General features: G+C 46.0%; 20 protein-coding genes. 3 read left to right on the top strand and 17 right to left on the bottom strand.

Annotation, left to right across the window (positions count from 1 at the left end; genetic code table 11):
• Position 1: 1 nt before the first annotated feature.
• The 9 genes from bamA to rpsB all read right to left on the bottom strand — a co-directional run bounded on the left by bamA (position 2) and on the right by rpsB (position 9,427).
• Complete coding sequence (gene bamA / locus FD968_RS02915; RefSeq protein WP_371817740.1) at positions 2-2,341, bottom strand: outer membrane protein assembly factor BamA; 2,340 nt, start codon at positions 2,339-2,341, stop codon at positions 2-4.
• 5 nt (positions 2,342-2,346) lie between these two features.
• Entirely contained in the window at positions 2,347-3,474 is a 1,128-nt protein-coding gene (locus tag FD968_RS02910; RefSeq protein ID WP_215367289.1) for an RIP metalloprotease, read from the bottom strand.
• 22 nt (positions 3,475-3,496) lie between these two features.
• Positions 3,497-4,684: a 1-deoxy-D-xylulose-5-phosphate reductoisomerase gene (gene ispC, locus FD968_RS02905; protein ID WP_215367288.1), complete on the bottom strand. Its 1,188-nt coding sequence runs from the start codon at positions 4,682-4,684 to the stop codon at positions 3,497-3,499.
• Positions 4,684-5,511, bottom strand: a complete 828-nt coding sequence (locus tag FD968_RS02900; protein ID WP_215367287.1) for a phosphatidate cytidylyltransferase — start codon at positions 5,509-5,511, stop codon at positions 4,684-4,686. The genes ispC and FD968_RS02900 overlap by 1 nt, the downstream gene beginning before the upstream one ends.
• A gap of 18 nt (positions 5,512-5,529) precedes the next feature.
• Positions 5,530-6,303, bottom strand: a complete 774-nt coding sequence (uppS, locus tag FD968_RS02895) for a polyprenyl diphosphate synthase (protein WP_215367286.1) — start codon at positions 6,301-6,303, stop codon at positions 5,530-5,532.
• A gap of 23 nt (positions 6,304-6,326) precedes the next feature.
• The gene (gene frr / locus FD968_RS02890) at positions 6,327-6,887 is read right to left on the bottom strand and encodes a ribosome recycling factor (RefSeq protein ID WP_215367285.1); all 561 of its coding nucleotides are present in this window, start codon (positions 6,885-6,887) and stop codon (positions 6,327-6,329) included.
• A gap of 11 nt (positions 6,888-6,898) precedes the next feature.
• Positions 6,899-7,609, bottom strand: coding sequence for a UMP kinase (pyrH, locus tag FD968_RS02885; RefSeq protein ID WP_215367284.1), 711 nt, complete (start codon positions 7,607-7,609; stop codon positions 6,899-6,901).
• A 184-nt stretch (positions 7,610-7,793) separates the two neighbouring features.
• The gene (gene tsf, locus FD968_RS02880) at positions 7,794-8,678 is read right to left on the bottom strand and encodes a translation elongation factor Ts (protein ID WP_215367283.1); all 885 of its coding nucleotides are present in this window, start codon (positions 8,676-8,678) and stop codon (positions 7,794-7,796) included.
• Positions 8,678-9,427: a 30S ribosomal protein S2 gene (gene rpsB / locus FD968_RS02875; protein ID WP_215367282.1), complete on the bottom strand. Its 750-nt coding sequence runs from the start codon at positions 9,425-9,427 to the stop codon at positions 8,678-8,680. The genes tsf and rpsB overlap by 1 nt, the downstream gene beginning before the upstream one ends.
• Positions 9,428-9,695: 268 nt before the next feature.
• Here rpsB and map point away from each other — a divergent pair, with 268 nt between their 5' ends.
• Both map and FD968_RS02865 read left to right on the top strand, forming a co-directional pair.
• Positions 9,696-10,529, top strand: coding sequence for a type I methionyl aminopeptidase (gene map, locus FD968_RS02870; RefSeq protein WP_215367281.1), 834 nt, complete (start codon positions 9,696-9,698; stop codon positions 10,527-10,529).
• A 4-nt stretch (positions 10,530-10,533) separates the two neighbouring features.
• Positions 10,534-13,131 (top strand): [protein-PII] uridylyltransferase, encoded by a 2,598-nt coding sequence (locus FD968_RS02865; protein ID WP_215367280.1) that lies wholly within the window; start codon positions 10,534-10,536, stop codon positions 13,129-13,131.
• A 6-nt stretch (positions 13,132-13,137) separates the two neighbouring features.
• Here the strand turns inward: FD968_RS02865 and hyi are convergent, their stop codons facing one another.
• Positions 13,138-13,941, bottom strand: coding sequence for a hydroxypyruvate isomerase (hyi, locus tag FD968_RS02860; RefSeq protein WP_215367279.1), 804 nt, complete (start codon positions 13,939-13,941; stop codon positions 13,138-13,140).
• Between the two features lie 24 nt (positions 13,942-13,965).
• The gene (gene gcl / locus FD968_RS02855; protein ID WP_215367278.1) at positions 13,966-15,756 is read right to left on the bottom strand and encodes a glyoxylate carboligase; all 1,791 of its coding nucleotides are present in this window, start codon (positions 15,754-15,756) and stop codon (positions 13,966-13,968) included.
• A gap of 134 nt (positions 15,757-15,890) precedes the next feature.
• Here gcl and FD968_RS02850 point away from each other — a divergent pair, with 134 nt between their 5' ends.
• Entirely contained in the window at positions 15,891-16,814 is a 924-nt protein-coding gene (locus FD968_RS02850; RefSeq protein WP_215367277.1) for a LysR family transcriptional regulator, read from the top strand.
• A gap of 54 nt (positions 16,815-16,868) precedes the next feature.
• Here FD968_RS02850 and FD968_RS02845 read toward each other — a convergent pair whose 3' ends face one another.
• The 6 genes from FD968_RS02845 to smc all read right to left on the bottom strand — a co-directional run bounded on the left by FD968_RS02845 (position 16,869) and on the right by smc (position 25,610).
• Entirely contained in the window at positions 16,869-17,891 is a 1,023-nt protein-coding gene (locus tag FD968_RS02845; RefSeq protein ID WP_215367276.1) for a 2-dehydropantoate 2-reductase, read from the bottom strand.
• Between the two features lie 121 nt (positions 17,892-18,012).
• Entirely contained in the window at positions 18,013-18,198 is a 186-nt protein-coding gene (locus FD968_RS02840) for a 4-oxalocrotonate tautomerase (protein WP_215367275.1), read from the bottom strand.
• A 13-nt stretch (positions 18,199-18,211) separates the two neighbouring features.
• A complete protein-coding gene (locus FD968_RS02835; protein WP_215367274.1) occupies positions 18,212-18,976 on the bottom strand; it encodes a class II aldolase/adducin family protein in 765 nt (254 codons plus the stop codon).
• Positions 18,977-18,986: 10 nt separating this feature from the next.
• A complete protein-coding gene (ligA, locus tag FD968_RS02830; RefSeq protein ID WP_215367273.1) occupies positions 18,987-21,002 on the bottom strand; it encodes an NAD-dependent DNA ligase LigA in 2,016 nt (671 codons plus the stop codon).
• A 9-nt stretch (positions 21,003-21,011) separates the two neighbouring features.
• Positions 21,012-22,070 carry a cell division protein ZipA C-terminal FtsZ-binding domain-containing protein gene (locus FD968_RS02825; protein WP_215367272.1) on the bottom strand — a complete coding sequence of 353 codons (1,059 nt, stop codon included), beginning with the start codon at positions 22,068-22,070 and terminating at the stop codon, positions 21,012-21,014.
• Between the two features lie 18 nt (positions 22,071-22,088).
• On the bottom strand, positions 22,089-25,610 hold the full coding sequence (gene smc / locus FD968_RS02820) for a chromosome segregation protein SMC (RefSeq protein WP_215367271.1): 3,522 nt from the start codon (positions 25,608-25,610) through the stop codon (positions 22,089-22,091).
• Between the last annotated feature and the right edge of the window lie 126 nt (positions 25,611-25,736).

Below are 25,736 nucleotides of genomic sequence, written 5' to 3'. Positions count from 1 at the left end.
GTTAAAACGCCGTACCCACCTGGAACTGCAAACGCTGGACATTAGCCGTTGGGTATGGCTTGTAAGGGATGCCATAACTAAACTTTAATGGTCCTAATGGTGATATCCATGATATTCCTAGACCATAAGAATAACTCAAAACGAGATTAATATTTTCCCCAAAAGCATTACCGCCGTCTACGAAAGCAAAGGTGCGTAAAGTTTTATCGACCCCGGAACCCGGAACAGGAACCGTATATTCGACATTGGTCACAATCTTAGATTGCCCACCAGTAGGCTGGTTAACTGCATATGTTGGGTTGTAGTACTGTGGGCCTAGAGAGCCAGGCGCATATCCACGGACCGAACCGATACCACCAACATAGTAGTTTTTGGTAATCGGGTACGGATTTGAGCCATAAGCCTGACCATAACCAACCTCCCCATTAAAAGACAAAATATTTCCTTTAGAGAACGAATGGTATTTTTGATACTGGCCATACAGGCGATAAAAAGTCATATTCCCCACTGGGGTCCCGACCTCACCAGATAATTGCTGCAAAGAACCATCTGAAGGGATCAATGCGCTATCACGTCCATCACGCGCCCAACCCACAGTCAAAGGAACGTTGTAAGTGGTTAAAGTCCCAGGGTAACCAGGGGCAGCAATGCCATAGCTTTGCGCATAATTTAAATATGGTATCGGGGTATTAGAGGTGGTTTGTATTTGAAACGCCTCAAGGCCGGTTCCAAAGAATACTCGATCCACTTCAGTATAAGGAACGCCGAACTTCAAACTAGAGCCTACAGACTTAATTTGATAATCTGGATCGCCAGCATAGTAAAGTGGCTTCGATGATCGGTAGTACAAGTCAGTGTACCGACTAATGCCATCCTCAGTAAAATATGGGTCGTAATTCGATAAAGTAAAATTTTGATTAATTTTTCCTACCGAAGCATTCAATCCAACGGAAGTTCCGGTACCAAACGCATTATCTTGATTGATGCCGGCAGACAAAATCAGCTTTTCAGTTGACGAGAAGCCAGCACCAATTGTTAGGGCACCTGTAGGCTTCTCTGTAACTTTCACATTCACATCAACCTGGTCAGGTGAGCCAGGAACATCTTCTGTAGTGATATCTGTTTCAGTAAAATAACCAAGCCTACCCAAGCGTCTCTTAGACAACTCAATCTTATCGCTATCAAACCAAGAGCTCTCAAACTGACGCATTTCTCTACGAATGACCATATCGCGGGTTTTAGCATTTCCAGAAATCTCTACTTTACGAACATAAATACGACGACCTGGATCAATCACCAGCGTGAGATCAACTTCAGATAATTCCCTACGAATATCTGGCTGCGGATTAATAGTCGCAAATGCATAACCATAAGAACCTAAAATCTCCGCGATTGCCTTAGTACTTTCAGTTAATTTAGCTGAGGAAAAAGTATCTCCAGGCTTCAATACAATCAACTGCTTAAGCTCTGCCTCTTTACCCAACAACTCACCAGCAAGACGCACATCTTTTACAGTAAATTTCTTACCTTCACGAATGCTGATGGTTAAGTAAATTCCTTTTTTATCAGGAGTAATCGAAACCTGAGTAGACTCAACCACAAACTCAAGATAGCCACGATTTAAATAATAAGATCGAATTGTTTCCAAGTCGGCAGTTAGTTTTTGCTTAGAGTAGAGATTATCTTTACTGTACCAAGACAGCCACCCACCCGTCTTGAGCTGCATTTCACTCTTTAGAGTGCCCTCGCTAAATGCTTCCGTGCCAATAAAATTAATCTCTTGGATTTTGGCAACGGGGCCCTCGTCAATATTAAAGTAAACAGCAACCTGATTGCGCTCTACCGGAGTCACGGTTGCAACAACCTCAGCAGCAAACATACCCTTACCAACATATTGACGCTTCAGTTCTTGCTCTGCTTTATCAATTAACGCTTTATCGTAAAAACGCGCTTCAGCAACGCCGACTGTCTTCAGTGATTTGCGAACAATTTCCTCACTAAACTCTTTCATTCCCGTAAACTCAATCCGAGACATTGTTGGACGCTCTTCAACAATCACAATCAGCACATCGCCCTGAGCCTGAATTTGCACGTCTCTAAAAAAGCCAGTGCTGTATAAGGCTTTAATTGCCTCAGTACCTTTTTCTTGGGTAAATGTTTCACCTACCTGAACAGATAAATAACTAAAAACTGTTCCAGGCTCTACGCGTTGCAAACCTTCAACTCGAATATCTTTTACTACGAAAGAATCGGCCGCATTGACATTAACGCTAAAGCCAATAGCAACAGCCAATAGCAGGCGAGCTAGAAAACGAGCAAAAAGAGAAAGGAATGGGGTCAAAAAATTCAAGGCGACAAATAGCGTTGTAAATCGTTAAACAAGGCCAGTAGGGATAGTGAAATCAGCAACAGAAAGCCCACTTTTTGGAACTGTTCCTGCAACGAAATCGAAATCCTCTTTCCAGCAACCAACTCCCATGCATCATACAGGAGCTGACCCCCATCTAGCATGGGAAAAGGGAGTAAATTCAGCAGCCCAATACTGATACTAATTAGTGCCAAAAATGCCAAAAAAGGTTGCCATCCAACCTGGGCAGACTTGCCAGCCATATCGGCAATACTCAAGGGACCTCCCAGCTGCTTTATCGAGCTCTGGCCAGTAAACATCCCTACCATCAACCTAAGAGATACCTTGCTGATAAGCCAAACCCGGTGGCTTGCGAACCCCAAAGCCTTGAGGGGGCTTAATTTAAGCTCATTCCATTGGCCCATTGGAGTGGTCTGAGGCAATAATCCGAGATCTTTCATGGGATCACCATCAGGGGTGATTTTTGGCAATTCCCCTGCTTTAAACGTTTTAATCAGGCGGCTGCCCGCCGGATCTTGTAACTCCAAGGCAAAGCCGGATTCACCCGTCAGCGCGTCCATCAAATTCCAACGCAAAGCATTCCAACTGGGAACGGGATCAAATTCCCCAGAGATAGGCACAAACTCTGAACCCAAGGATTGCCAACCTATCACTTGATCCCCTTGAGCAAGGCCTAATTTTGCAGCTACTGAATTTTCTGGAGGACTTTGTAAGATAGCGGGAAGTTGCGGAACGCCAGAAATATAGATGATGGAAAACAGCACAATTGCTAAGAAGAAATTTGCAAATGGGCCTGCAGCCACAATCAAGGAGCGTTGCCAAAGAGGTTTTTGATCAAAGGCATGGGTTTGATCTTCAAGGGTAATATTTTGAGAATGATCTCGACCATCCATTAACTTGACGTAACCACCCAAAGGAATCGAAGCCAACACCCATTCCGTTTTATTTTTTGCGTGATATGTGAACAGTGGCTTCCCAAAGCCAACAGCAAAGCGAAGAACTCGGACACCACATGCGCGGGCCGCTAAAAAATGACCAAACTCATGAAAGCTCACTAAAACACCGAGGGTGAGCAAAAATGCACCAATAGTAATTAACGCTTGCAAAGGAAATCCTTAGTTACCAAAGTTACTTTTTCAAGCCCTGAATAAACTCATGCGCTAACTTTCTCGCCTGAGCATCGGTGCTCAAAATCCCCTCTAAAGAATCTGCATCTGCCTGAGTAATCGCACTCAAAGTCTTCTCTACTACGGTGGAGATTTGGAGATAAGGCAATCTGGCATCTAAAAACGCCGCTACCGCTACTTCATTTGCAGCGTTGAGCGCTACTGGCGCTGTGCCGCCAGCCTTAGCTGCCGCAAAGGCAAGTGATAAACATGGAAACCGAGCCAATTCTGGCTCTGAAAAATTGAGGCTTGCAAGCTGAGTCAAATTTAAAGGTGCAACACCTGCTTCAATACGCTCAGGCCACGCTAAACCGTAAGCAATTGGGGTGCGCATATCCGGTTGACCCATTTGCGCCAATACCGATCCATCACGATAACGAACCATCGAATGCACGACGCTTTGTGGATGAATCAATACTTTAATTTTTTCTAGTGGCAGGCCAAATAACCAAAAGGCTTCAATGACTTCAAGCCCCTTATTCATCATCGTTGCTGAATCCACAGAGATCTTCCTGCCCATTACCCAGTTTGGATGAGCGCAAGCTTGCTCGGGAGTAATAGCTGCTAGCTGATCTAAGGGGGTATTTCTAAAAGGGCCGCCTGATGCAGTCAGCCACAGCTCCTCAACGCCCAATCTAGACTGAGACGACGTTGTAAATTCATTGGGCAGGCACTGAAAAATCGCATTGTGCTCGCTATCAATCGGAAGCAATTCTCCGCCACCAGCTTTCATGGCTTGCATAAACAAATTACCAGACATCACAAGCGCCTCTTTATTGGCAAGCAACACTCGTTTACCCGCTTTCGCTGCGGCAAGCGTTGGCACTAAGCCCGCTGCGCCCACAATGGCAGCCATGACTGTGTCACATCCAGAATCTGTAACCGCGGTTACTAGGGCTTGAGGGCCATACAAAACCTGGGTCTTGATATTTTTTGCAAGCAATAATTTTTCTAGATGTAATGCATCACCCGCTTCAGAAACAACAGCAATTGTGGGCTTAAATTCAATACACTGCTCAGCCAGTCGATCCACTTGCTTGCCCGCAGTCAGCGCAGCCACCTTAAAGCGATCAGGATGTGCCCGAATAACATCTAAAGTGTTAACACCAATAGAGCCAGTAGACCCAAGAATGGTAACTTTTCTAGTCATTACACTAGTCCTGCAAGCAATGCCGCAATCGGCATGGTAGGAATTAATGCATCGACACGATCCAATACTCCGCCATGACCCGGCAATAAATGACTACTATCTTTGACGCCAGCCAAACGCTTTAATTGAGATTCGAATAGGTCTCCGAAAATACTGAAGGCGGTTAACACTGTGACCATTAAGAACATCGGTACCCAGCCAAAACGAATAGCCCAAGCGCCAAATAAAGTCGATTCGAATGGTAGATAAAACACGCAAAGAAATGCGTATCCATAACAGAGAATAAGACCGCCAATTGCCCCCTCTACTGACTTACCTGGACTTATGTGCACAGCTAGCTTTCGTTTTCCAAATGCTTTTCCCACAAAGTAAGCACCAATATCGGCAACCCAGACCAAGGCAATGGTTGTTAGTAGGAATACCAGGCCTAGCTCTCGCAAGAAAACCAAAGCAAACCATGTTGCAGGCAACAAAATCAATCCAAGCACAACATAAAAAGGACGTAGTTTTTGCAAGGAGAGATTCATACCCTTAGCAAGAATAAATGGCGCCATAAAAAACCAAAAGATTACTGACAGAAGTAATAGACCAAATTGCCAGCTAGCATTTTGCATTCCCAGCAAAAATACAATAATCATTAAGCAAAAAAATGCATAGAGATATGCGGCGCGATCTGCCCCTGGCGCAATTAAACGACTCCACTCCCAAGCGGCAACTGATAATGCCACCAAAAAGAAAGCGCCAATATAAACAGCAGGTAATAAAAATAAGATAGGTAGCAATACTGCCAATAAGACAAGGGCAGTAATGACTCGGGTTTTTAGCATGTGAGGTGGCGAAGGTAATTAAACTGCATCACTCATTAGTTGAGATGCAAGTTGTGCGCTGGTGCGGCCAAAGCGACGCTCGCGCTGGCTAAACCAATCAAAAGCTTTGTGGAGCTCAGCTTCGTCAAAATCTGGCCACAAAACATCTGTGAAGTACAGCTCTGTATAGGCCAGTTGCCACAATAAGAAATTGCTAATGCGCTGCTCGCCACCCGTCCGAATAAACAAATCTGGCTCTGGCGCATATGCCATAGAAAGATGAGGTTGCAATAATTCCTCTCTTACATCTTCTGCCTTTAAATTCGGGTTAGCCGCTAAGCAACGACGCATAGCCTGCAAGATGTCCCAACGTCCGCCATAGTTGGCGGCAACCGTGAGCGTAAGCGCTTTGCATCCAGCTGTTTTTTCTTCTGAGAACTGAACCATATCTTGTATCGCAGAATCAAAACGACTAAGGTCGCCAATTAAACGCAAGCAAATGTCGTTTTCAGCAAGGCGTGCAACCTCACCTTTTAAAGACTTGAGAAATAACTTCATTAAGAAGCCCACTTCTTCCGGTGGGCGGCGCCAGTTCTCAGAACTAAAAGCAAAGACCGTCAAATACTCAACGCCAGTTCTACGGCACTCTTGAACGATTTTACGAACCGCGCTCAGACCCTCAGAGTGGCCAGCCACACGAGGCATCATCCGCTTACTTGCCCAGCGGCCATTACCATCCATAATGATCGCCACATGGCGAGGAATGGCACTTATCTCCGGAATTGCTTGAGTGGAACTAAGGTGTTGGGTCATAAAAAATTGAATATACCCAGACCTTAAACGGTCATGATCTCTTTTTCTTTTTCAGAGATGATCTTATCAATATCCACCACTGCTTTATCCGTCATCTTCTGAATCTCGTCAGCAGCACGACGCTCTTCATCCTCAGAGATTTCCTTGTCCTTGGTGAGGCGTTTGAGATGCTCGTTTGCATCGCGACGTAAATTACGAACAGCGATCTTGGTATCCTCTCCTTCACTCTTCACAACTTTAGTGAGCTCACGACGACGCTCTTCAGTCAACGCAGGCATTGGCACACGAATAACCGTACCTTGTGAAGCAGGATTTAAACCCAAATCAGAATCACGAATAGCTTTCTCTACTGCAGCAACCATCGTCTTTTCAAAGGGCTGAACGTTGATTGTGCGCGCATCCGCCAAACCTAGACTTGCCACTTGACTCAATGGCGTTGGATTACCGTAGTACTCCACTTGAATATGCTCCAAGATTCCTGGGTTAGCGCGACCGGAACGAATTTTTGCTAAATTAGATCGCAAAGCCTCGAGAGACTTTTCCATCTTTTGATTGGTGTTAGTTTTAATTTCTGTTGCAGACATCAGGCCTCCTATTAAACGTGTACCAAAGTACCTTCTGACTCACCCTGCACTACACGCATTAATGCGCCCGGCTTGAGGATCGAAAATACTTTGATTGGTAATTTGCGGTCACGGCATAACGCAAACGCAGTAGCGTCCATGACTTGTAAGTTCTTAATCAATGCTTCATCGAATGTGATGGTCTTATAAAGAGTCGCAGTCGGATCTTTGACTGGATCCGCACTATAGATACCATCTACCTTAGTGGCTTTTAGCATAACCTCTACACCCATCTCTGCACCACGCAAGGCAGCAGCAGTATCCGTAGTAAAGAATGGATTACCTGTACCTGCGGCAAAGATTACGACCTTGCCTTCGCTCATTGCACGAATTGCGCGTGGACGAATATACGGCTCAACCACTTGATCCATACGCAGAGCAGATTGAACCCGCGCTTCTACGCCTTTTTGACGTAAAGCATCTTGCAATGCAAGTGAATTCATCATGGTCGCCAACATACCCATGTAGTCAGCAGTTGCTCGATCCATACCAGCAGCTCCACCAGCCACACCACGGAAAATATTTCCGCCGCCAATGACGATCGCAAGCTCTACACCGCTGCTTACTACTTGAGCAATTTCAGAAACCATGGAGTCGATGGTGACTGGATTGATGCCAAAAGCATCATCACCCATCAGGGCTTCACCGGATAATTTAAGGAGGACGCGTTTGTAGCCTGGCATATTTTTATTTTCCGTAATTTGCTAAGTACTTTGCATACTTAGCTTATTGATCTTTAAGCACTTTTTAATATCTCCGCCAAATTATAAAGGGCTTGGGAGGGATCAAACAAAAGGGCACAGAAACCTTAGTTTCTGTGCCCTTTTGGGTATTACAGCCTAGCTGGGGCAAGCCCCAAATGACTAATTAAGCAGTTGCTTTAGAAGCAGCAGCCACCTGAGCGGCAACTTCAGCAGCAAAGTCGTCTTGACGCTTCTCAATACCCTCGCCTACAACAAACATTGTGAAAGCTTTCACGTTTGTATTGGCAGCTTTGAGCATTTGCTCAACGGTTTGCTTATCGTTCTTAACGAAAGTCTGGTTCAACAAAGAAACCTCTTTGAGGTACTTCTGAATAGAACCTTCAACCATCTTCTCAACGATTTCTGGTGGTTTGCCAGATTCAGCAGCCTTTTGAACCGCAACGCTACGCTCAATCGCAATCGATTCAGCAGGAACGTCAGCCGTAGATAAAGCTACCGGCTTCATTGCAGCAACGTGCATGGCAACGTCCTTAGCAGCAGTGTCGTCACCTTCGAACTCAACCACTACACCGATACGGGTGCCATGGAGGTAAGAAACTAACTTATTGCTACCAGCAAAACGCTTGAAACGACGTGGCATGATGTTCTCGCCGATCTTACCGATCAATGCACTACGAACTTCATCAACAGTTTGACCATTCAAAGGCAATGCAAGCAGTGCAGCAACGTCAGGTGGATTCTTTTCAGCAACCAACTTCACGCAATCATTAGCAAACGCCAAGAAATCATCATTCTTAGAAACGAAATCAGTTTCACAGTTCACTTCTAACAAAGCACCATTAGTGCCATTGATAGAAACGGCAACGATACCTTCAGCAGTCACACGTGAAGCCGCTTTACCAGCTTTACTGCCAAGCTTTACACGCAGAATTTCTTCTGCACGGGCCATATCACCATCAGCCTCAGTCAAAGCCTTTTTGCACTCCATCATTGGAGCATCTGTTTTGGCGCGTAAATCGCCAACCATTGCAGCGGTAATAGCGGCCATTATTCAGCCTTCCCTTCTTCAACAAACTCTTCTTCACCTTCTTTAACAGCAGTCAATACTTCTTGAACTGCGTTTGCACGGCCTTCTAAGATGGCGTCAGCGATGCCACGTGCGTAGAGGGTTACAGCCTTGCTGGAGTCATCGTTACCAGGGATGATGTAATCAACACCCTCTGGCGAGTGGTTGGTATCCACAACAGCGATCACTGGAATACCAAGCTTGTTAGCTTCTGTAATGGCAATCTTGTGATAGCCAACGTCCACTACGAAAATCGCATCTGGAACGCCATTCAAATCCTTGATACCGCCAAGTGCTTTTTGCAACTTGTCGAGATCACGATCGTTTGTCAAAGCTTCTTTCTTGGAAAGCTTTTCCCAGTCGCCAGCTTCTTTAGCAACTTCCATATCTTTCAAACGCTTCAGAGAACCTTTAACAGTTTTGAAGTTGGTGAGTGTGCCCCCCAACCAACGGCTGTCGATATAAGGCATGCCAGCACGAGTTGCTTCTTCAGCAATGATCTCGCGTGATTGACGCTTAGTACCAACAAACAAAATCGTGCCACGATTAGCAGCAACTTGTTTTGCAAATTTCAGGGCATCCTGAAACATTGGCAATGTTTTTTCCAAGTTGATGATGTGGATCTTATTGCGATGACCGAAAATAAATGGGGCCATCTTTGGGGACCAGAAGCGCGTTTGGTGACCAAAATGGCAACCGGCTTCCAGCATTTGACGCATTGTTACTGACATAACTTCTCCTAAGGGTTGGTTCTAAAGTTGAGTCCTAGCTGCGCTAAAAAACGCCACCCTGGAAGGCTCAACTCGCGATTTCAAGTCCAAAACAGACCTGAGACCAAAATTATAGCTTAAATATCAAGGCTCTAGCCAGCCCAAAAAAGGCTGGACAAATAGGTAAAGGCACCAGAATCGACCTTAGGATCCCCAAAATTGATATGTTTGCCTAATTTTTAGGCAATCTAGATAAGCCAAGGTCACCCAAGTCGTTGATAATCAAGGCATGAATAGTGTATTTACCGCAGAAAAAGACATCCTTGGGATGCGCGAGGCCGGTCGCCTGGCCAGCGAAGTTTTAGATCATGTAGCACCCCACGTCAAAGCAGGGATCACCACTGGTGAGTTGGATCGCATTTGCCATGAATACATGCGTGATGTCCAAAAAACCATCCCCGCTCCATTGAACTACCAACCTCCCGGTTATCCACCCTTTCCCGCGTCGATCTGCACCTCAGTGAACGACGTGATCTGCCACGGAATTCCTGGCGACAAAGTTCTCAAGAGCGGTGATGTTGTGAACTTAGATATCACCGTCATCACTCCTGATGGTTATTACGGTGACACAAGTCGCATGTTTATGGTCGGTGAAGTTTCAGTAATGGCTAAACGACTGACCCAAATCACTTTTGAGTGCATGTGGCTTGGCATTGCTCAAGTGAAACCCGGTGCGTCGCTTGGCGATATTGGTCACGTCATTCAAACGCATGCTGAAAAAGCGGGTTACTCCGTCGTGCGTGAATATTGTGGTCATGGCATTGGCAAAGTGTTTCATCAAGACCCACAAATTCTTCACTATGGCCGCCCAGGCACTGGTGAAAAATTACAAGCTGGCATGACCTTCACGATTGAGCCCATGATTAACGCAGGTAAGCGAGATATCCGTACCATGCCAGATCAATGGACAGTCAAGACAAAAGATCGCAGCCTCTCTGCACAATGGGAGCACACTTTATTAGTCACCCAAACTGGTGTTGAAGTGCTCACTTGGTCTGAGGGTAGCAACCCTCCTCCAGACTGTGTGGAAGGTCTTGTATATAGACCAACAGCCAGCGCTTAAACCTATGAGTTCCTCGCAGACTGCAAACAAAATTACTGATGCAGCAGGTCTGCGTGCCGCCCGCGAACTAGCATATGCAGAGTTCAAAAATACTCAAGCTGTTGGTAAGCTCACCAAACAGCTAAGCAAGTTCACCGATCAATTACTCACCCAACTCTGGAATAACTGTGGCCTCAATAATGAGGCTACTCTAGTTGCTGTCGGGGGTTATGGTCGAGGAGCTTTATTTCCCTATTCTGATATTGATATCTTGATTCTTTTGCCAGCAGATGAAAAGCTAGTTCAATCGCTGTCTAAAAAAGTAGAGCAATTTGTAGCCAGTTGCTGGGATACCGGTCTTGAGATTGGATCTTCAGTCAGAACGGTTGCAGAGTGCCTGTCTGAATCCGAACAAGACATCACCGTTCGCACATCCCTACTTGAGGCACGCTTGCTCTGTGGAAAGAAGCAGCTTTTCAAAGAGTTTGCTACTGCCTATGAGGCTGCAATGGATCCAAAGGCTTTCTTTCAGGCTAAGCAGGCAGAGCAAATTCAGCGGCACTACAAATATCAAAATACACCCTACTCTCTTGAGCCTAACTGCAAAGAGAGTCCCGGTGGATTACGCGATCTCCAGGTTATCTCTTGGGTGAGTAAAGCGGCGTTGCTAGGCGATACCTTTAAAGATCTCAATGAAGCGGGTCTAGTCACCCAACGCGAACTCACAGAACTCAATCGTAATCAACGTTTTCTAGAAACACTACGAGCCAATTTGCATTTGCTAGCGGGTCGACGCCAAGACGTGATTGCATTTGACTTGCAGGCGCCGCTCGCTAAATCTATGGGTATCGAAACGGATTCTTCGCGCCAAGCGAGCGAAGCCATTATGCGTCGCTACTACTGGGCAGCAAAGGCCGTGACACAGTTAAACGACGTACTCTTGCAAAATATTGAAGCGCTGTTATTCCCACAAGAATCCAAAACCACCCACCCAATTCCCGGTGAAGGTAATGAACACTTCATTGAAAGACAAGGTGTATTGGATATTACGGATCCACAGCTCTTTCAAAAACATCCCGAGCAAATATTACGCACCTTCCTGGTGTTCGCGCAAACTGCTAACGTCAAAAGTCTCTCGGCAACGATTTTTAGAGCCCTCTATAACGCCCGCCAGAAGATGGATGCGAAGTGGCGCGCAAATCCCATCAATCGCGCCCTGTTTATCGAGATTCTCAAGCAGCCAGAAGGCGTAAGCCGTGCGTTCCACCTCATGAATCGCAGTAGCGTTTTAGGTCGATACCTGCCCGCCTTTAGAAGAATCGTCGGACAAATGCAGCATGACTTATTTCATGTATACACAGTCGATCAACATATTTTGATGGTGCTTCGTAATGTACGTCGCTTCATGGTCGTTGAACATACTCATGAATTTCCTTTCTGCAGCAGCTTGATTGCTCACTTTGAAAAACCATGGCTACTCGTTATTGCCGCACTCTTCCATGACATTGCCAAAGGGCGTGGCGGTGATCACTCGCAGCTTGGTAAAGCAGATATGCGCAAGTTTGCCAAAGAGCATGGCCTAGATAAAAAAGATACCGAACTCTTGGTATGGCTAGTTGCTGAGCATCTCAATATGAGTCAAGTCGCTCAAAAGCAAGACATCACCGACCCAGATGTGGTTCGCGCCTTTGCTAAGAAGATGGGTGATGAACGCCATCTCACAGCGTTGTACTTGCTAACAGTAGCCGATGTCCGCGGTACCAGTCCTAAAGTTTGGAATGCCTGGAAAGGCAAGCTCCTGGAAGATCTCTATCGTGCAACCTTAAGGGTGCTTGGTGGCGCCAAGCCTGATGCTTCATCAGAGCTAGCTCAACACCAAGAAGAATCCAAAGCAAAACTACGCTTGTATGGCATCAATGACGAATCTTATGAGGGACTGTGGAAGCAATTAGACGTTGCCTTTTTCCTGAGACAAGATTCATCGGATATTGCCTGGCTAACACGCCACCTCTATAACAAGGTTGATAGCGATCAACCGATTGTCAGGGCTAGACTTTCCCCAATTGGCGAGGGACTACAAGTAGCGGTCTATGTTAAAGACCAAGAAGATTTGTTTGCCAGAATCTGTGCTTATTTTGAACGCCATGGTTTCTCCATTTGGGATGCTCGCATTCACACGACTCGCCATGGTTATGCCTTAGACACCTTCCAGATATCTGGAAGCAATCTCGTGGATGAGGGTGGTAGCTACCGTGACATCATTCAGTTAGTAGAGTTTGAATTGACTGCTGCATTAACGAATGCAGCTCCGTTGCCGACTCCCAGTATGGGTCGTTTATCCAGACAATCGCGCACCTTCCCAATTAAGCCGCGCGTTCACATGGTTCCGGATGAACGCGGTCGTTATTACACCTTAGCTCTCTCCGCAAGTGACCGTACCGGCCTGCTATATACGATCTCTAGAGTACTCGCAAAGCATCAAGTCTCGATTCATACTGCGAGGATCAATACACTTGGTGAGCGAGTAGAAGATATATTGCTACTGGATGCAGCAAACTTAGGCAAGAATCCGAAACTGCAAATCCAACTAGAGACGGAATTGCTTGAGGCTTTAGGGGCCTAATTCAGCTTAGATAAAAGCCATCTCTTGATGAGAGTGCTCGTACTTCTCCATCCAAGCTAGACCAGCAGCAGTATTTTTGAGGGGCTTGTATTCACAACCAATCCAGCCCTTGTAACCAATCTTATCCAAGAAGCCAAACAGGAAGTCATAGTTAATTTCGCCGGTACCTGGCTCGTTACGCCCAGGGTTATCTGCTAATTGAATATGCCCAATTCTATGAAGATATTTTTGGATAGTATTGGCTAGCTCGCCTTCCATGCGCTGTGCATGGTAGATGTCATATTGCAAATACAGATTATCTGCACCTACCTCATCCATGATTTCAATTGCTTGCTGAGTTCTCGATAAATAGAATCCAGGGATATCGTAAGTATTGATAGGCTCAATTAAGAGATTGAGATTTGCTTTCTTTAGCTGTTCTGCTGCATAACGTAAATTACCAACAAAAGTATCGCGCAGTATTTGAGGATCAACACCAGCCGGAGCCTTGCCAGCCAAACAATTGAGCTGCTTGACGTTTAAGAAGGTAGCATATTCAATCGCTTTATCTACACCCGCGCGAAACTCTGCTACACGATCAGGGTGACATGCAATGCCCCTCTCGCCGGCATCCCAATCGCCCGCTGGTAAATTATGCAAAACCAATTTCAGCGCATAAGTATCCAAACAAGATTTGATTTCCTCTTTAGCAAAGGCATAAGGGAATAAAAACTCAACAGCCTTAAAACCACCAACTCGAGCAAGCGCAAAGCGATTTAAGAATGCATCTTCTGTAAAAAGCATGCTGAGATTGGCGGCAAAACGAGGCATCTAATACTCCCTTAATTAATCAAGCTATGATTGCAAAACTGCTACTGGTGCATCTTCGATCGATTTAGCAACAGGCTCGAATTCATTAACACTATCAATCTCTGTGCCCATGGCAATATTGGTTACTCGCTCAAGGATGACCTCAACAACGACTGGCACCTTAAATTCAGCAATCCAAGCTTCCGCCTGAGCGATAGCAGGCGCCAATTGATCTTCACGCTCTACTCGAATGGCTTTGCATCCAAGGCCTTCAACAACTTTCACGTGATCAACACCATAGCCTTTTACAATGCCAGCGCTTTCAGGAATATTGACGTTATCAAAGGCTAACTGCACACAGTAATCCATGTCAAAGCCACGCTGAGCTTGACGAATCAAACCAAGATAACTGTTGTTAACCAAAATTTGGATGAATGGCAATTTAAATTGCGCACCAACGGCGAGCTCTTCAATCATGAACTGAAAGTCATAGTCTCCTGAGAGCGCCACAATCTTGCGAGTTGGATCAGCAGCACGTACACCCAATGCAGCCGGCACTGTCCAACCCAAGGGACCAGCTTGTCCGCAGTTGATCCAATGACGTGGCTTAAATACTTTTAAGAATTGGGCGCCAGCAATCTGCGATAAACCGATAGTGCTGACATAGGTCACATCTTCACCAAAAGTTTGGACCATCTCTTGATATACGCGCTGTGGCTTCATTGGTGATTCATTGAAGTTTGTCTTGCGCTGGTAATCAATCGAATTCTTTCTGCCTAGGCACTCAGCCGCCCACTTCGTTCTATCTTTTAACTTACCGGCCTTTTTCATCTCTGCAGCCACTTCGATAAACAAGGCTAAGGCAGCTTTCGCATCGGATACGATGCCAAAGTCAGGGGTAAAGATGCGACCGATCTGGGTAGGCTCAATATCGACGTGTATAAATTTACGGCCCTTGCAATAAACCTCTGTGGAGCCCGTGTGACGATTTGCCCAACGGTTACCAATACCCAAGACAAAATCACTCGCCAACATAGTGGCGTTGCCATAACGATGCGATGTTTGCAAACCAACCATACCAGCCATCAATGGATGGCTATCTGGAATAGAACCCCAACCCATTAGTGTTGGGATCACTGGAATGCCAGTAATTTCTGCAAACTGAACTAAAAGATCTGAAGCATCAGAATTAATAACACCACCACCAGAAACAATTAATGGCTTCTCTGACTCATTGAGCATCTCGAGAGCTTTCTCAATCTGCTTGCGGGTTGCTTGAGGCTTGTAGGCAGGCAAAGGCTCATAGGTATCAATATCAAACTCGATCTCGGCCATTTGCACATCAATTGGCAAGTCAATCAATACCGGCCCTGGACGACCTGAGCGCATCAAATGGAAAGCCTGCTGAAAAACCCTAGGAACCAATGCAGGCTCGAGAACGGTTACAGCCATTTTGGTTAACGGTTTAGCGATTGACGCAATATCAACTGCCTGGAAATCTTCCTTATGCAATTTGGCGCGGGGAGCTTGGCCAGTAATACATAAAATTGGAATGCTATCTGCCTGCGCCGAATATAAGCCGGTAATCATGTCTGTGCCGCCTGGGCCTGATGTACCAATACAAACACCGATATTCCCTGGAGCGGCTCTTGTATAGCCTTCTGCCATATGGGAGGCGCCCTCTACGTGTCTAGCCAATACGTGAGCAATCGACTGACGCTCTCGCATTTGGGCATACAGAGGGTTAATTGCAGCTCCTGGTACGCCAAAGGCTTGGGTAACACCCTCCTTTTCCATCACCAACACTGCTGCCATTGCTGCCTTCATCTTTGCCATGAACTCATCTCCTCATATAGGTATGGACGAATCATCCTCAAATTCAGGACAATTGAGAACCTCACCCTATCTATATCTAGTATTCCGCCATGGAATAGTGTAAAAATTACCTATCGCCACCAGAAAACCTCTCAATGGACCGCGTACAAGGCATATCCCTCTTTATTCGAGTAGTGGAAACAGGCTCATTTAGCAAGGCTGCTGAAGACCTGGGCATCACACAGCCAACGGCTACCAAGTTTGTTGCGTCAATGGAAAAGCGCTTGGGGGTATTACTGCTGCACCGCAGCACGCGTGGAGTGACCCCAACCGAAATTGGGAAGATTTACTACGAAAAATGTAAATTAATTGCCCGTGAAATTGAAGAAGCCGATGATCTTGCCTCATTAATGCAATCAAAGGTTCGAGGCAGGCTCACCATTAGCTCTTCAGTGGCTTTTGGGCGCCGGGTTCTGACGCCTTCAATTCTTGAATTTATGTCGCAACATCCTGAGCTAGAGGTGAATCTCAATATGGATGATCGATATATCAACCTAGTCGAACAAGGCGTTGATTTAGCGATCCGCATGAGGCGACTGCCAGACTCTTCCTTAGGCTCAAGATTTTTGGGCACCAACCCCTGGGTATTGGTCGCCACACCTCAATACCTCAGCGAGCATTCTGTTCCCGAGGTTCCTGAAAATGTTCAACAACACCAAGCGCTCATCTATTCAACCGTACAGGCTGACCATCGCTGGAATTTCACCGACAATTCTGGTCATTCAGAATCGATTGAGGTTAAGGGGCCGTTTACTTCAAACAATCTTTCATCCATCCTCTCGGCAGCAAGGGCAGGAATGGGCTTAGCTGCACTACCCTGCTATGTAGCGCATCAGTCTATTAAAGATGGAGTACTAAAACCCATCCTTGAAGATTGGACATTACCAAGCCAAGAAATTCATGCCGTGTTTTCCTCCCCCAAGCATGTACCAACTAAAGTAAGTCGATGCATTGATTGGCTACAAGGTCAATTTAAAGGGGAGTGGTGGAAGGGCTTGCCCGCGGGTAAGTCTGAATAAAAAATCCCGCCATGAAGACGGGATAGAAAAAAGTACTGCAGGACTTTGGTTGAACTAATGCTCAAGGGCAAGCTCAGGCAGTGCTAATCTGCCTTGCGAGGATTGAACCTTAGTATTTAAGAGTTTGGTTAAGGCAAACACCGTACTTAAACACGGTGTCAGGGTGTTGGTAATGCGTCCAAGCTCAATCACCGAGCCCAGCAATGCATCAATCTCTAAATTATTACCAGCTTCGAGATCTTGAAGCATCGAGGTTTTATGTTTGCCAACTTTTTCTGCCCCAGAAATACGCCTCTCAACATCAACCCGAAATACAACACCCAATTTCTCAGCAATCGTCTGCGCTTCTAACATCATGCAGCGCGCCAGATCCTTAGTGAGAGGATTTCTGCAGATTCCCTCAAGGTGTTCATGGGTGAGAGCGCTAATTGGGTTAAAGGTCATATTGCCCCAGAGTTTTAACCAAATTTCGGAACGGATATCTTCCAATACAGGCGCCTTAAAGCCAGCGTCAGTCATCATCTGAGAAATCTTTTGAATACGTTCAGATTGAGAGCCATCTAGCTCACCAAGCGGAAAACGATTGCCCTCTACATGGCGAATAACGCCTGGAGACTCTGCATAAGTGGCCGGATAGACCACGCAACCGATGACATTTCGTGGATTAATTTTTTTCATAATCTGGCCACCAGCATCTACCGTCTCGATCGGAAAATCTTTGAACTCACTTTCGAGATTTTGGAAGTACCACCAAGGAATGCCATTTTGCATTGGGATCAATACAGTTTCAGGACCCATAATGCTGGCCAAATCATCAATGATTGGCTCAATTTGATGTGCTTTGACAGCCAACATAATGACATCGGGCGTATCAACATCGCGTATTTTTTCTACTGCTGCGACCCGAGCAATAATGGGGCGAGGCTCATCTTCCATGTGAAGCGTAAGGCCATCTCTTTGAATAGCCTCTAAAGTTGCGCCTCTAGCAACAACCGTTACTTGATTACCGGCTCTCGCTAATTTAGCGGCTAAATAACCGCCAATTGCTCCACCACCTCCTATGACGCAAATTTTCATACAGCCTCCTCACGATATAAAAAATTAGATTAGAGGCATCTTCCGCAAAGTATTCAGAATTGTGAATATCAGGGACGCTATATGACATATTCCTGGTGAGAATATAGAGGTTTTTTAATAACTAGGAATCACTCCATAGTTTTCCTGCTGTTGCCCAATCAGACTTTTTTACATCCTGATAGATCACATCAACAGATGCTGCACTGCAACCCATAATCTTTACAGCAGCCTCTGTGATGGCTTTAGCGTATTCACGTTTAACGTCATCGCTACGTCCTTCAAATAATTGCACCTGAATTAATGGCATTCTCTTTTCTCCCTTAGGTATCCATAAAAGCGCGTTGATATGCAGGCCATTCTAGCTGACCCTCATCATCCCCATCGCTGCAAAGTTGCCTGTAAGTTAACTCACAAACTTTTTCTTCTGGCTGAATATGATTCATATTAGGTTCAGCCATCAACTGTATTTTGCAAGCCTTATCAAGCACATCCATTAAGTAAAAAGCCTGCTGAATTGAAGAGCCACAAACAATGCTGCCATGGTTATGCAGAAGGATTGCTTTTTTATTTCCTAAGCCCTCTATTAAAGAACTTTGTTCTTGAGACGATAAGGCTAGTCCCTGATAGTGGTGGTAGGCAATATCTTGATAAAAACGCAATGCATGTTGTGAGATTGGCAACAGTCCTTTTGCTTGGGCTGATACAGCAATGACAGCGTCTACGTGAAGATGCAGAACACACTGCGCATCAGGTCGTGCAGCGTGAACTGCGCCATGGATTGCAAATCCTGACTGATTCACGGGGCCCTCGCCTGCCAATATCCGACCCTGAAGGTTAACCTTCACTAAATTTTGAGGGGTCACTTCATTAAATCGCAAACCAAACCGATTCAATAGATAGGCGCCATCCTCTCCAGGTACCGAAGCTGATATGTGGGTATATATCCCATCATCCCAATTTTTTAAATACGCCAGTTGATAAGCTGTCGCTAAATCGATGCGAACTTGTTTTTCTTGATCAGATATAGACCCAAGACTAACCCAGTCCTTTGAATCTAGCTGAAAGTTGGAATGTAATGAGTTCATTTGTAAAACCCTACTTCAATAAATCGAGCATTGCCGCTTCATCAATCACTGCGACACCGAGCTCTTCTGCCTTAGTAAGCTTGCTGCCTGCATCGACTCCAGCCACAACATAATCGGTTTTCTTTGAAACTGACCCAGCAACTTTAGCCCCTGCCTTTTCCAAAAGGTCTTTAGCCTCATCACGAGTCAATGTTGGAAAGGTTCCTGTCAAAACAAACGTTTTACCTGCTACTGCCGCACTGATCACCTTTTCCTCTACAGAAAGTTGCATACCCGAGGCAAGGAGTTGCTCGATGACCTCACGGTTATGGGCCTCTTGCATAAAACTCGTAATTGAATCTGCCACCACAGGACCAACGTCTTTAACCGTCAGCAGATCTTCCGTATCAGCATCCATCAGAGCATGCATGGATTGATAGTGATTCGCTAAATCCTTAGCAGTCGTCTCGCCCACATGACGAATACCTAGAGCGAAGATGAATCTGGCTAAAGTGGTATTTCTAGATTGATTAATCGCCTGAATCAGATTGTCGGCAGACTTATCACCCATCCGATCAAGGTTGGCTAAAGCGGTAAATCCAAGTCGATACAGATCGGCTGGTGTCCTCACCAGATTTTGATCGACTAATTGATCGACAATCTTCTCGCCCAGACCCTCAATATCAAGGGCCCTTCTATGGGCAAAATGAATAAGTGCTTGTTTACGTTGCGCACCACAAAATAAACCACCACTGCAACGTGCCACTGCTTCATCAGCTAAGCGCTCTATATGCGAATCGCAGACTGGACAATTGACTGGCATCACAAATTCTTTTGCATCGCTAGGTCTACGATCTTTAATCACAGAAACTACTTCAGGAATGACATCTCCCGCCCTGCGGACTGAGACCGTATCACCAATGCGCACATCTTTGCGCTTGACTTCATCTTCGTTATGCAAGGTTGCATTGGTAACAGTAACTCCACCAACCTCTACCGGCGCCAATCTAGCTACTGGAGTAATCGCGCCCGTACGTCCTACTTGGACATCAATACCAAGAACCGTCGTAAGAGCCTCTTGAGCGGGATACTTGTGAGCCAGGGCAAATCTTGGGGCCCGAGAGACAAAGCCCAACTTTGCTTGCTCTGCAAATGAATTGACCTTATATACAACGCCATCAATGTCATAAGGCAAAGAATCGCGCTTAAGCCCAATTTCGTCATAGAAGGCCAAAATCTCTTTTACAGAATTCAGAACGCGACGCTCTGAGCAGACCGGTAATCCAAGCTCAACATAAGCGTTGAGTAACTCTTCATGCGTTTTGGGTAACCATGGCTGTGGCTCCAATGCCCCTAAGCCATAGGCAAAGAAAGACAGTGGTCTTTTAGCTGTGATTTTGGAATCTAACTGGCGCAAACTTCCTGCAGCAGCATTGCGTGGGTTAGCAAACTCCTTTTCGCCCAACTCTGCAGCCTGTCGATTCATCTTTTCGAAGTCTTTGAGATACATAAAGACTTCACCGCGAACCTCCAAAACCTTCGGAATATTTTTACCAGTGAGCTTTAGGGGAATAGCGCGAATCGTTTTGATATTAGCAGTGACATCTTCACCGCTCGCACCATCACCACGAGTGGCCGCTCTGACTAAGGAACCATTTTCATAGCGCAGCGAGATGGCCAAGCCATCAAACTTAAGTTCACCCGCATAAGCAACATGATCTATATGCAAACCTTCACGGCAACGACGATCAAAAGCAATGAGCTCTGCCTCCTCAAACGCGTTATTGAGTGAAAGCATCGGCACTTCATGTGTCACTGAATCGAATTCTTTAAGAGCTGTGCCGCCAACCCTTTGAGAGAGGGATTCAGGTGTAATCCACTCTGGATGAGCTGCTTCAATTTCTAATAACTCACGATACAAGCGATCATATTCAATGTCAGGAAGAAGCGGATTGTCCAACACATAGTAGGCATGCTCTAAGCGAGCAAGCTCAGTCTGCAAGAATGCGTAACGCTCCGCTAAATTTGTCGGACTATTAGACGACAAGGTAATGTCCTAGCTAAAGAGTCTGCTAGCTGTGGAAGATCCAGCGGGAATGCCGGATTTCTCGAGATTGGCATAGAGGCCATCAAGATGCTGACGAATGCTAATTACTGCAGCTTCGCTCAAATTAATACCATTGTCATCAACCAAGCGGCCATGGGCTGCTTGCGCAATCTCAATGCCCTCGCCCAACATTCTCTCAAAGGCGCGCTCTTCTTGCGCAACCAATGGAACCTCAAGGAGCAAAGTCAACTGCGTTACTGGCTTGTTAGGATCCAAATCTGCACTATTGAAGACCAATGTGCCATTGCTATAGAACTCGTATCCACGTCCGTTACGAGATAATTTGAATCCACGTTGACGCATGAGTGCATCAAAATTACCCCAAGGACATGATTCATCAAAGAGCACATTGATACTGAGTTGAATATCACTTTCAGCAGCCATTGCATCAAGCTCTTTGGCGCTCTCCAGCATCGTATTGACACTAGGCATATCAATTTGAGAGCCCAATGTATCGGCAAGGGCTTGAGCACGTGAGCAAAAATCAGAGAGCTCCAATACACCGATAGCGCCACGACGACTTGCCAACTGAATAGCTAGCTGTAAGTCAGAATAGGTAGATTCTGGGTGCAATTCTTCCCAGTCTTCAGCTACATCGATATTGGCATTCAAGCCTTCACACATCCAGCGAGCAGAAGCCTGGGCTTGCAAGTCTGTCCAAGTATTGATTTCTTCAAGAATCTCAGCACCGCCAATAGCCTCATCAAAGCGTAATGTAATCACGCAGTCGATGCGAGGATCAATCGCAAACTTTTCTGGGGCGGAGCTTGCTGCCGATAGTGATGAGCCAAAACTCGGTTCGGCGCGCTCACTAGAATCAGCATCTGAAAACCCTTGACCAAAACTCGGCTCGCGGGCAAAGCGCTCATCAACAGAATATGCTGCCTGCTCTTTTGCCTTACGGCGTGCACGCGAGTATTTGAAATTAAAAATAGCTACTGATATCAAAATCAGTAGCCCAATAGCGGCCAACGCAAACTGTAAATCAGACAAACCTAACATCGTCATGATTTGTTCTACGTACACTTAGGCGGCCTCCACCATCGAAACAGCAGAAGAAATATCCACTGCAACAATACGGGATACACCTTGCTCTTGCATGGTGACACCAATCAACTGATGGGCAATTTCCATGGTGATTTTGTTATGAGAGATAAACAAAAACTGTGTCTTATCTGACATTTTGGCGACTAGATGGGCATAGCGCAAGGTATTTGCATCATCCAATGGAGCGTCAACCTCATCGAGCAAGCAGAATGGCGCTGGATTTAGCAAGAAGAGTGAGAAGACCAGAGCAATCGCAGTCAATGCCTTCTCACCACCAGAGAGCAAGTAGATACTGCTGTTCTTTTTGCCAGGAGGCTGCGCCATTACCTGAACGCCGGCATCCAGAATTTCTTCACCAGTCATCACCAATTCAGCATGACCACCGCCAAATAATTCTGGGAAGAGTTTGCCAAAGTGGCCGTTGACCTGATCGAAGGTGCCTTGCAATAAATCGCGTGTTTCAGCATCAATCTTGGCAATCGCATCGGTCAAAGTCTGCATTGCTTCGTTTAAGTCCGCAGATTGTGCATCTAAGAACTGTTTACGCTCACGTGAACTTGATAACTCATCGAGTGCAGCCATATTGACTGGACCTAGAGATTGAATCTCAGTATTTAAACGATTTACTTCAGTCTGCAATGCTCCAACTTTGAGATCAGGGCTAAAGTTTGCTTCAAGCGCGGTCAAGTCAGCTTCCGCATCAGCCAACAAAGTAGCAAATTGCTCAAAGTTCAAGCGAGCAGCCTGTTCGCGCAGCTGCAGATCGACTACTTTGTCACGCATGGGCTGCAAACTACGCTCAACCTGCATGCGTGCTTCATCAGCCTCGCGCAACTGATGCAATAAAGCATCTTGTTCAGTACGTGCATTGGCCAAAGCAGCTTCACGAGCGCTACGAGCTAGCAACAATCCTTGCAATTTGTCTTGCGCTTCTTCATCACTTAAAGACTCTAACTCTTGAGTAGCTTGATCATGCTTATCTTGAATCTCCATGATCTGTGTGCGCGCCGTGCTTTGATCACGTTGTAAGTCTGCAATGCGCTGCTGCAATGAACGAGTTGCAAAGGCAGCTTCTTGCGCAGCCATTTCAGCTACACGCAAAGATTCACGTAAATGATCGCGCTCCCGGGTAGAAATCTCGAGTTTTTCTTGAGCAGACGCCAGTGCTTCTTGCAGGCCCTGCTTTGATTCTTCAGATTGAGCTAACTCTGTAGCCGATTGTTCTTGAGTTTGACTTAATTGCACTCCTTGCTGACGCAACTCAGTCAATTCATTTTGAATTTGTGCAGCACGCTGACTGTATTGCTCTTCAGCTTGGGTTAACTGCATTCTCTCTACTTCAAAGCCATGAGCCTCTTGAACCGCCTGCTCTGCAGCAACTCGTGCTTGTTCTGCAGCCTGATGCGCTGCTTGGTAGTTAGCAACACACTGATCTAACTCGCCTTGTAATTCACTTTGCATGAGCTTTTGAGCGCGCAACTGCTTCTCAAGGCTTTCCATTTCTTGGGCACGCGCCAACATACCTGCTTGCTCAGAATCAGCTGCATACAACTGAACGCCTACGCGACTCACTAGGTGACCTTGTTGAGTAACAAATGCGCCACCAGCTGGTAATTTTTCACGGCGATGTAAAGCATCTTCAAGACTTGAAGCAATATAAATATTGTCTAACCACTCTTGTAATACGGAAGTGAGTCTTGGAGCGCCAGCGCTTTGAACCCGACTTAATAAGGGTGTGAAATCTGCTGGAGCAGAGGTATGCGCAGGGGTAATCTCTTCGGTAAGCAAAATTGCCAAACGGCTTGGAGGCGCATCATTGGCCAATGCCAAAGTTTCTTGCACACTCTTTGCAGTGACAGCAGCTAAGCGCTCACGCAATACTGATTCCAAAGCAGCCTCCCAGCCGCTCTCTACCTTGAGCTCTTGCCAAAGACGCTTACTTTCTTTGAGACCCTTACTTTCTAGCCATGGACCAATCTTGCCTTGCGCTTGCACGCTGGCTTGTAACGCAGTCAATGCGGTGAGTTTTGCTTCGGTTTGCGCTAAATCTTGATTAGCGGTCTGAATTTTTTGTTGGGCAGCATTACGTGCTTCATCCGCAGCAGGCACTCGTTGCTGTGTTTCGCCAGCGCGCTGCTTAGATTCCTCCACCTTGCGCTGAGCCATAGCATGACGATCAATCGCCATACTCAAAGCTTCAGCATCTGGCCGACGCATGCCATCAAGCTCACCTGTTAAGCGAGCTTCGCGCCCCTTGAGCTCATCGGATTGCGCAGACATTGCACGAATACGTTCACCCAAACTAGCAAGACGCTGTTCAATAGATGCCAAACTATCGCGCGCAGTATTTAAATCACGCGCAGCAGTTTGATAAGTCTCTTCACGACTTGGCATTTGTTCTTGCAAGCCAGTGAGATCCACTAATAATGTTTGTTCTTTTTCAGCCGCCAATGAAAGCTCATGTTCAGTAGTGCGTTGTGCTTGCGCAGCATCTGTCTCTTGCACAGTCCAGCGCTGTAGTTGCGCTTGCAAATCTTGAGTTTGCTGCTGCAAACGTTGACGTGCTTCTTGGACATAATGAATCTGTGACTCGACCTGACTGACATCAGAGTTTGTTTGATACAGCTCACCTTGCGCTTCAGAAACTTTATCTTGTAATGCGTACTGTTGAGTCCGCATCGTTTCAAGCTCAGCCTCGGCGTGACGTAGCTTGGCGGTCTGCTCTTCCAGGTTCACTTGGGTATCACGGATGCCATTAGCATGGCGCTCTTGCTCTTTACCAGCCTCAGTCTGACGCACAAACCACAACAACTGTTGTTGCGATTTCATCTGGGCTGAGAGCTCTGCGTGACGCTCAGCAACAGTCGCTTGTTTTTCTAAGCGAGTGAGTTGTTGATCAAGCTCACGCAGAATATCTTCAACGCGCGTTAAGTTTTCTACAGTGTCTTCTAGACGTGAAGCAGTTTCTTTGCGACGCTCTTTATATTTAGAAACACCTGCAGCCTCTTCCAAGAACACGCGCAACTCTTCAGGCTTTGCTTCTAGGATTCGATTGATCGTTCCTTGACCAATAATGGCGTAACCTCTTGGCCCCATACCAGTACCCAAGAAAATATCTTGAATATCTTTGCGGCGGACCACTTGGTTGTTGACGTAATAACTAGAATTACCGTCACGAGTCAAAACACGTTTGATACCTAATTCTGTAAAAGCACTCCACTGACCTTGAGCACGTCCTTCAGAATTATCAAAAATGAGTTCTACGCTGGCACGACCAGATGGTTTGCGTAAACCTGAGCCATTAAAAATAACGTCTTGCATGGACTCACCACGCAACTCACTGGCGCGGGATTCACCCAAAACCCAACGTACAGCGTCAATAATGTTCGACTTTCCGCAACCGTTAGGGCCTACAACACCAATTAATTGGCCAGGCATTTCAAAATGGGTTGGGTCAACGAAAGACTTAAAGCCGGAAAGTTTGATGGATTTCAGTTGCACGGCGTACTTTGCAGGGAAAAAGGGGGTTCAAATAAAGGGGTAAAAATTTACATCTAAAGTGGGAAGATGATAGCAAGCTTGAGGGTACTTAGACGTGTTTTTGCCCCATCGATATAATGATAAATC

Source organism: Polynucleobacter sp. AP-Titi-500A-B4 (genome assembly GCF_018688095.1).
Classification (GTDB): Bacteria; Pseudomonadota; Gammaproteobacteria; order Burkholderiales; family Burkholderiaceae; genus Polynucleobacter.
The sequence above is the reverse complement of the archived record's forward strand: the minus strand, read 5'-3'. Positions and strand labels throughout refer to the sequence as shown.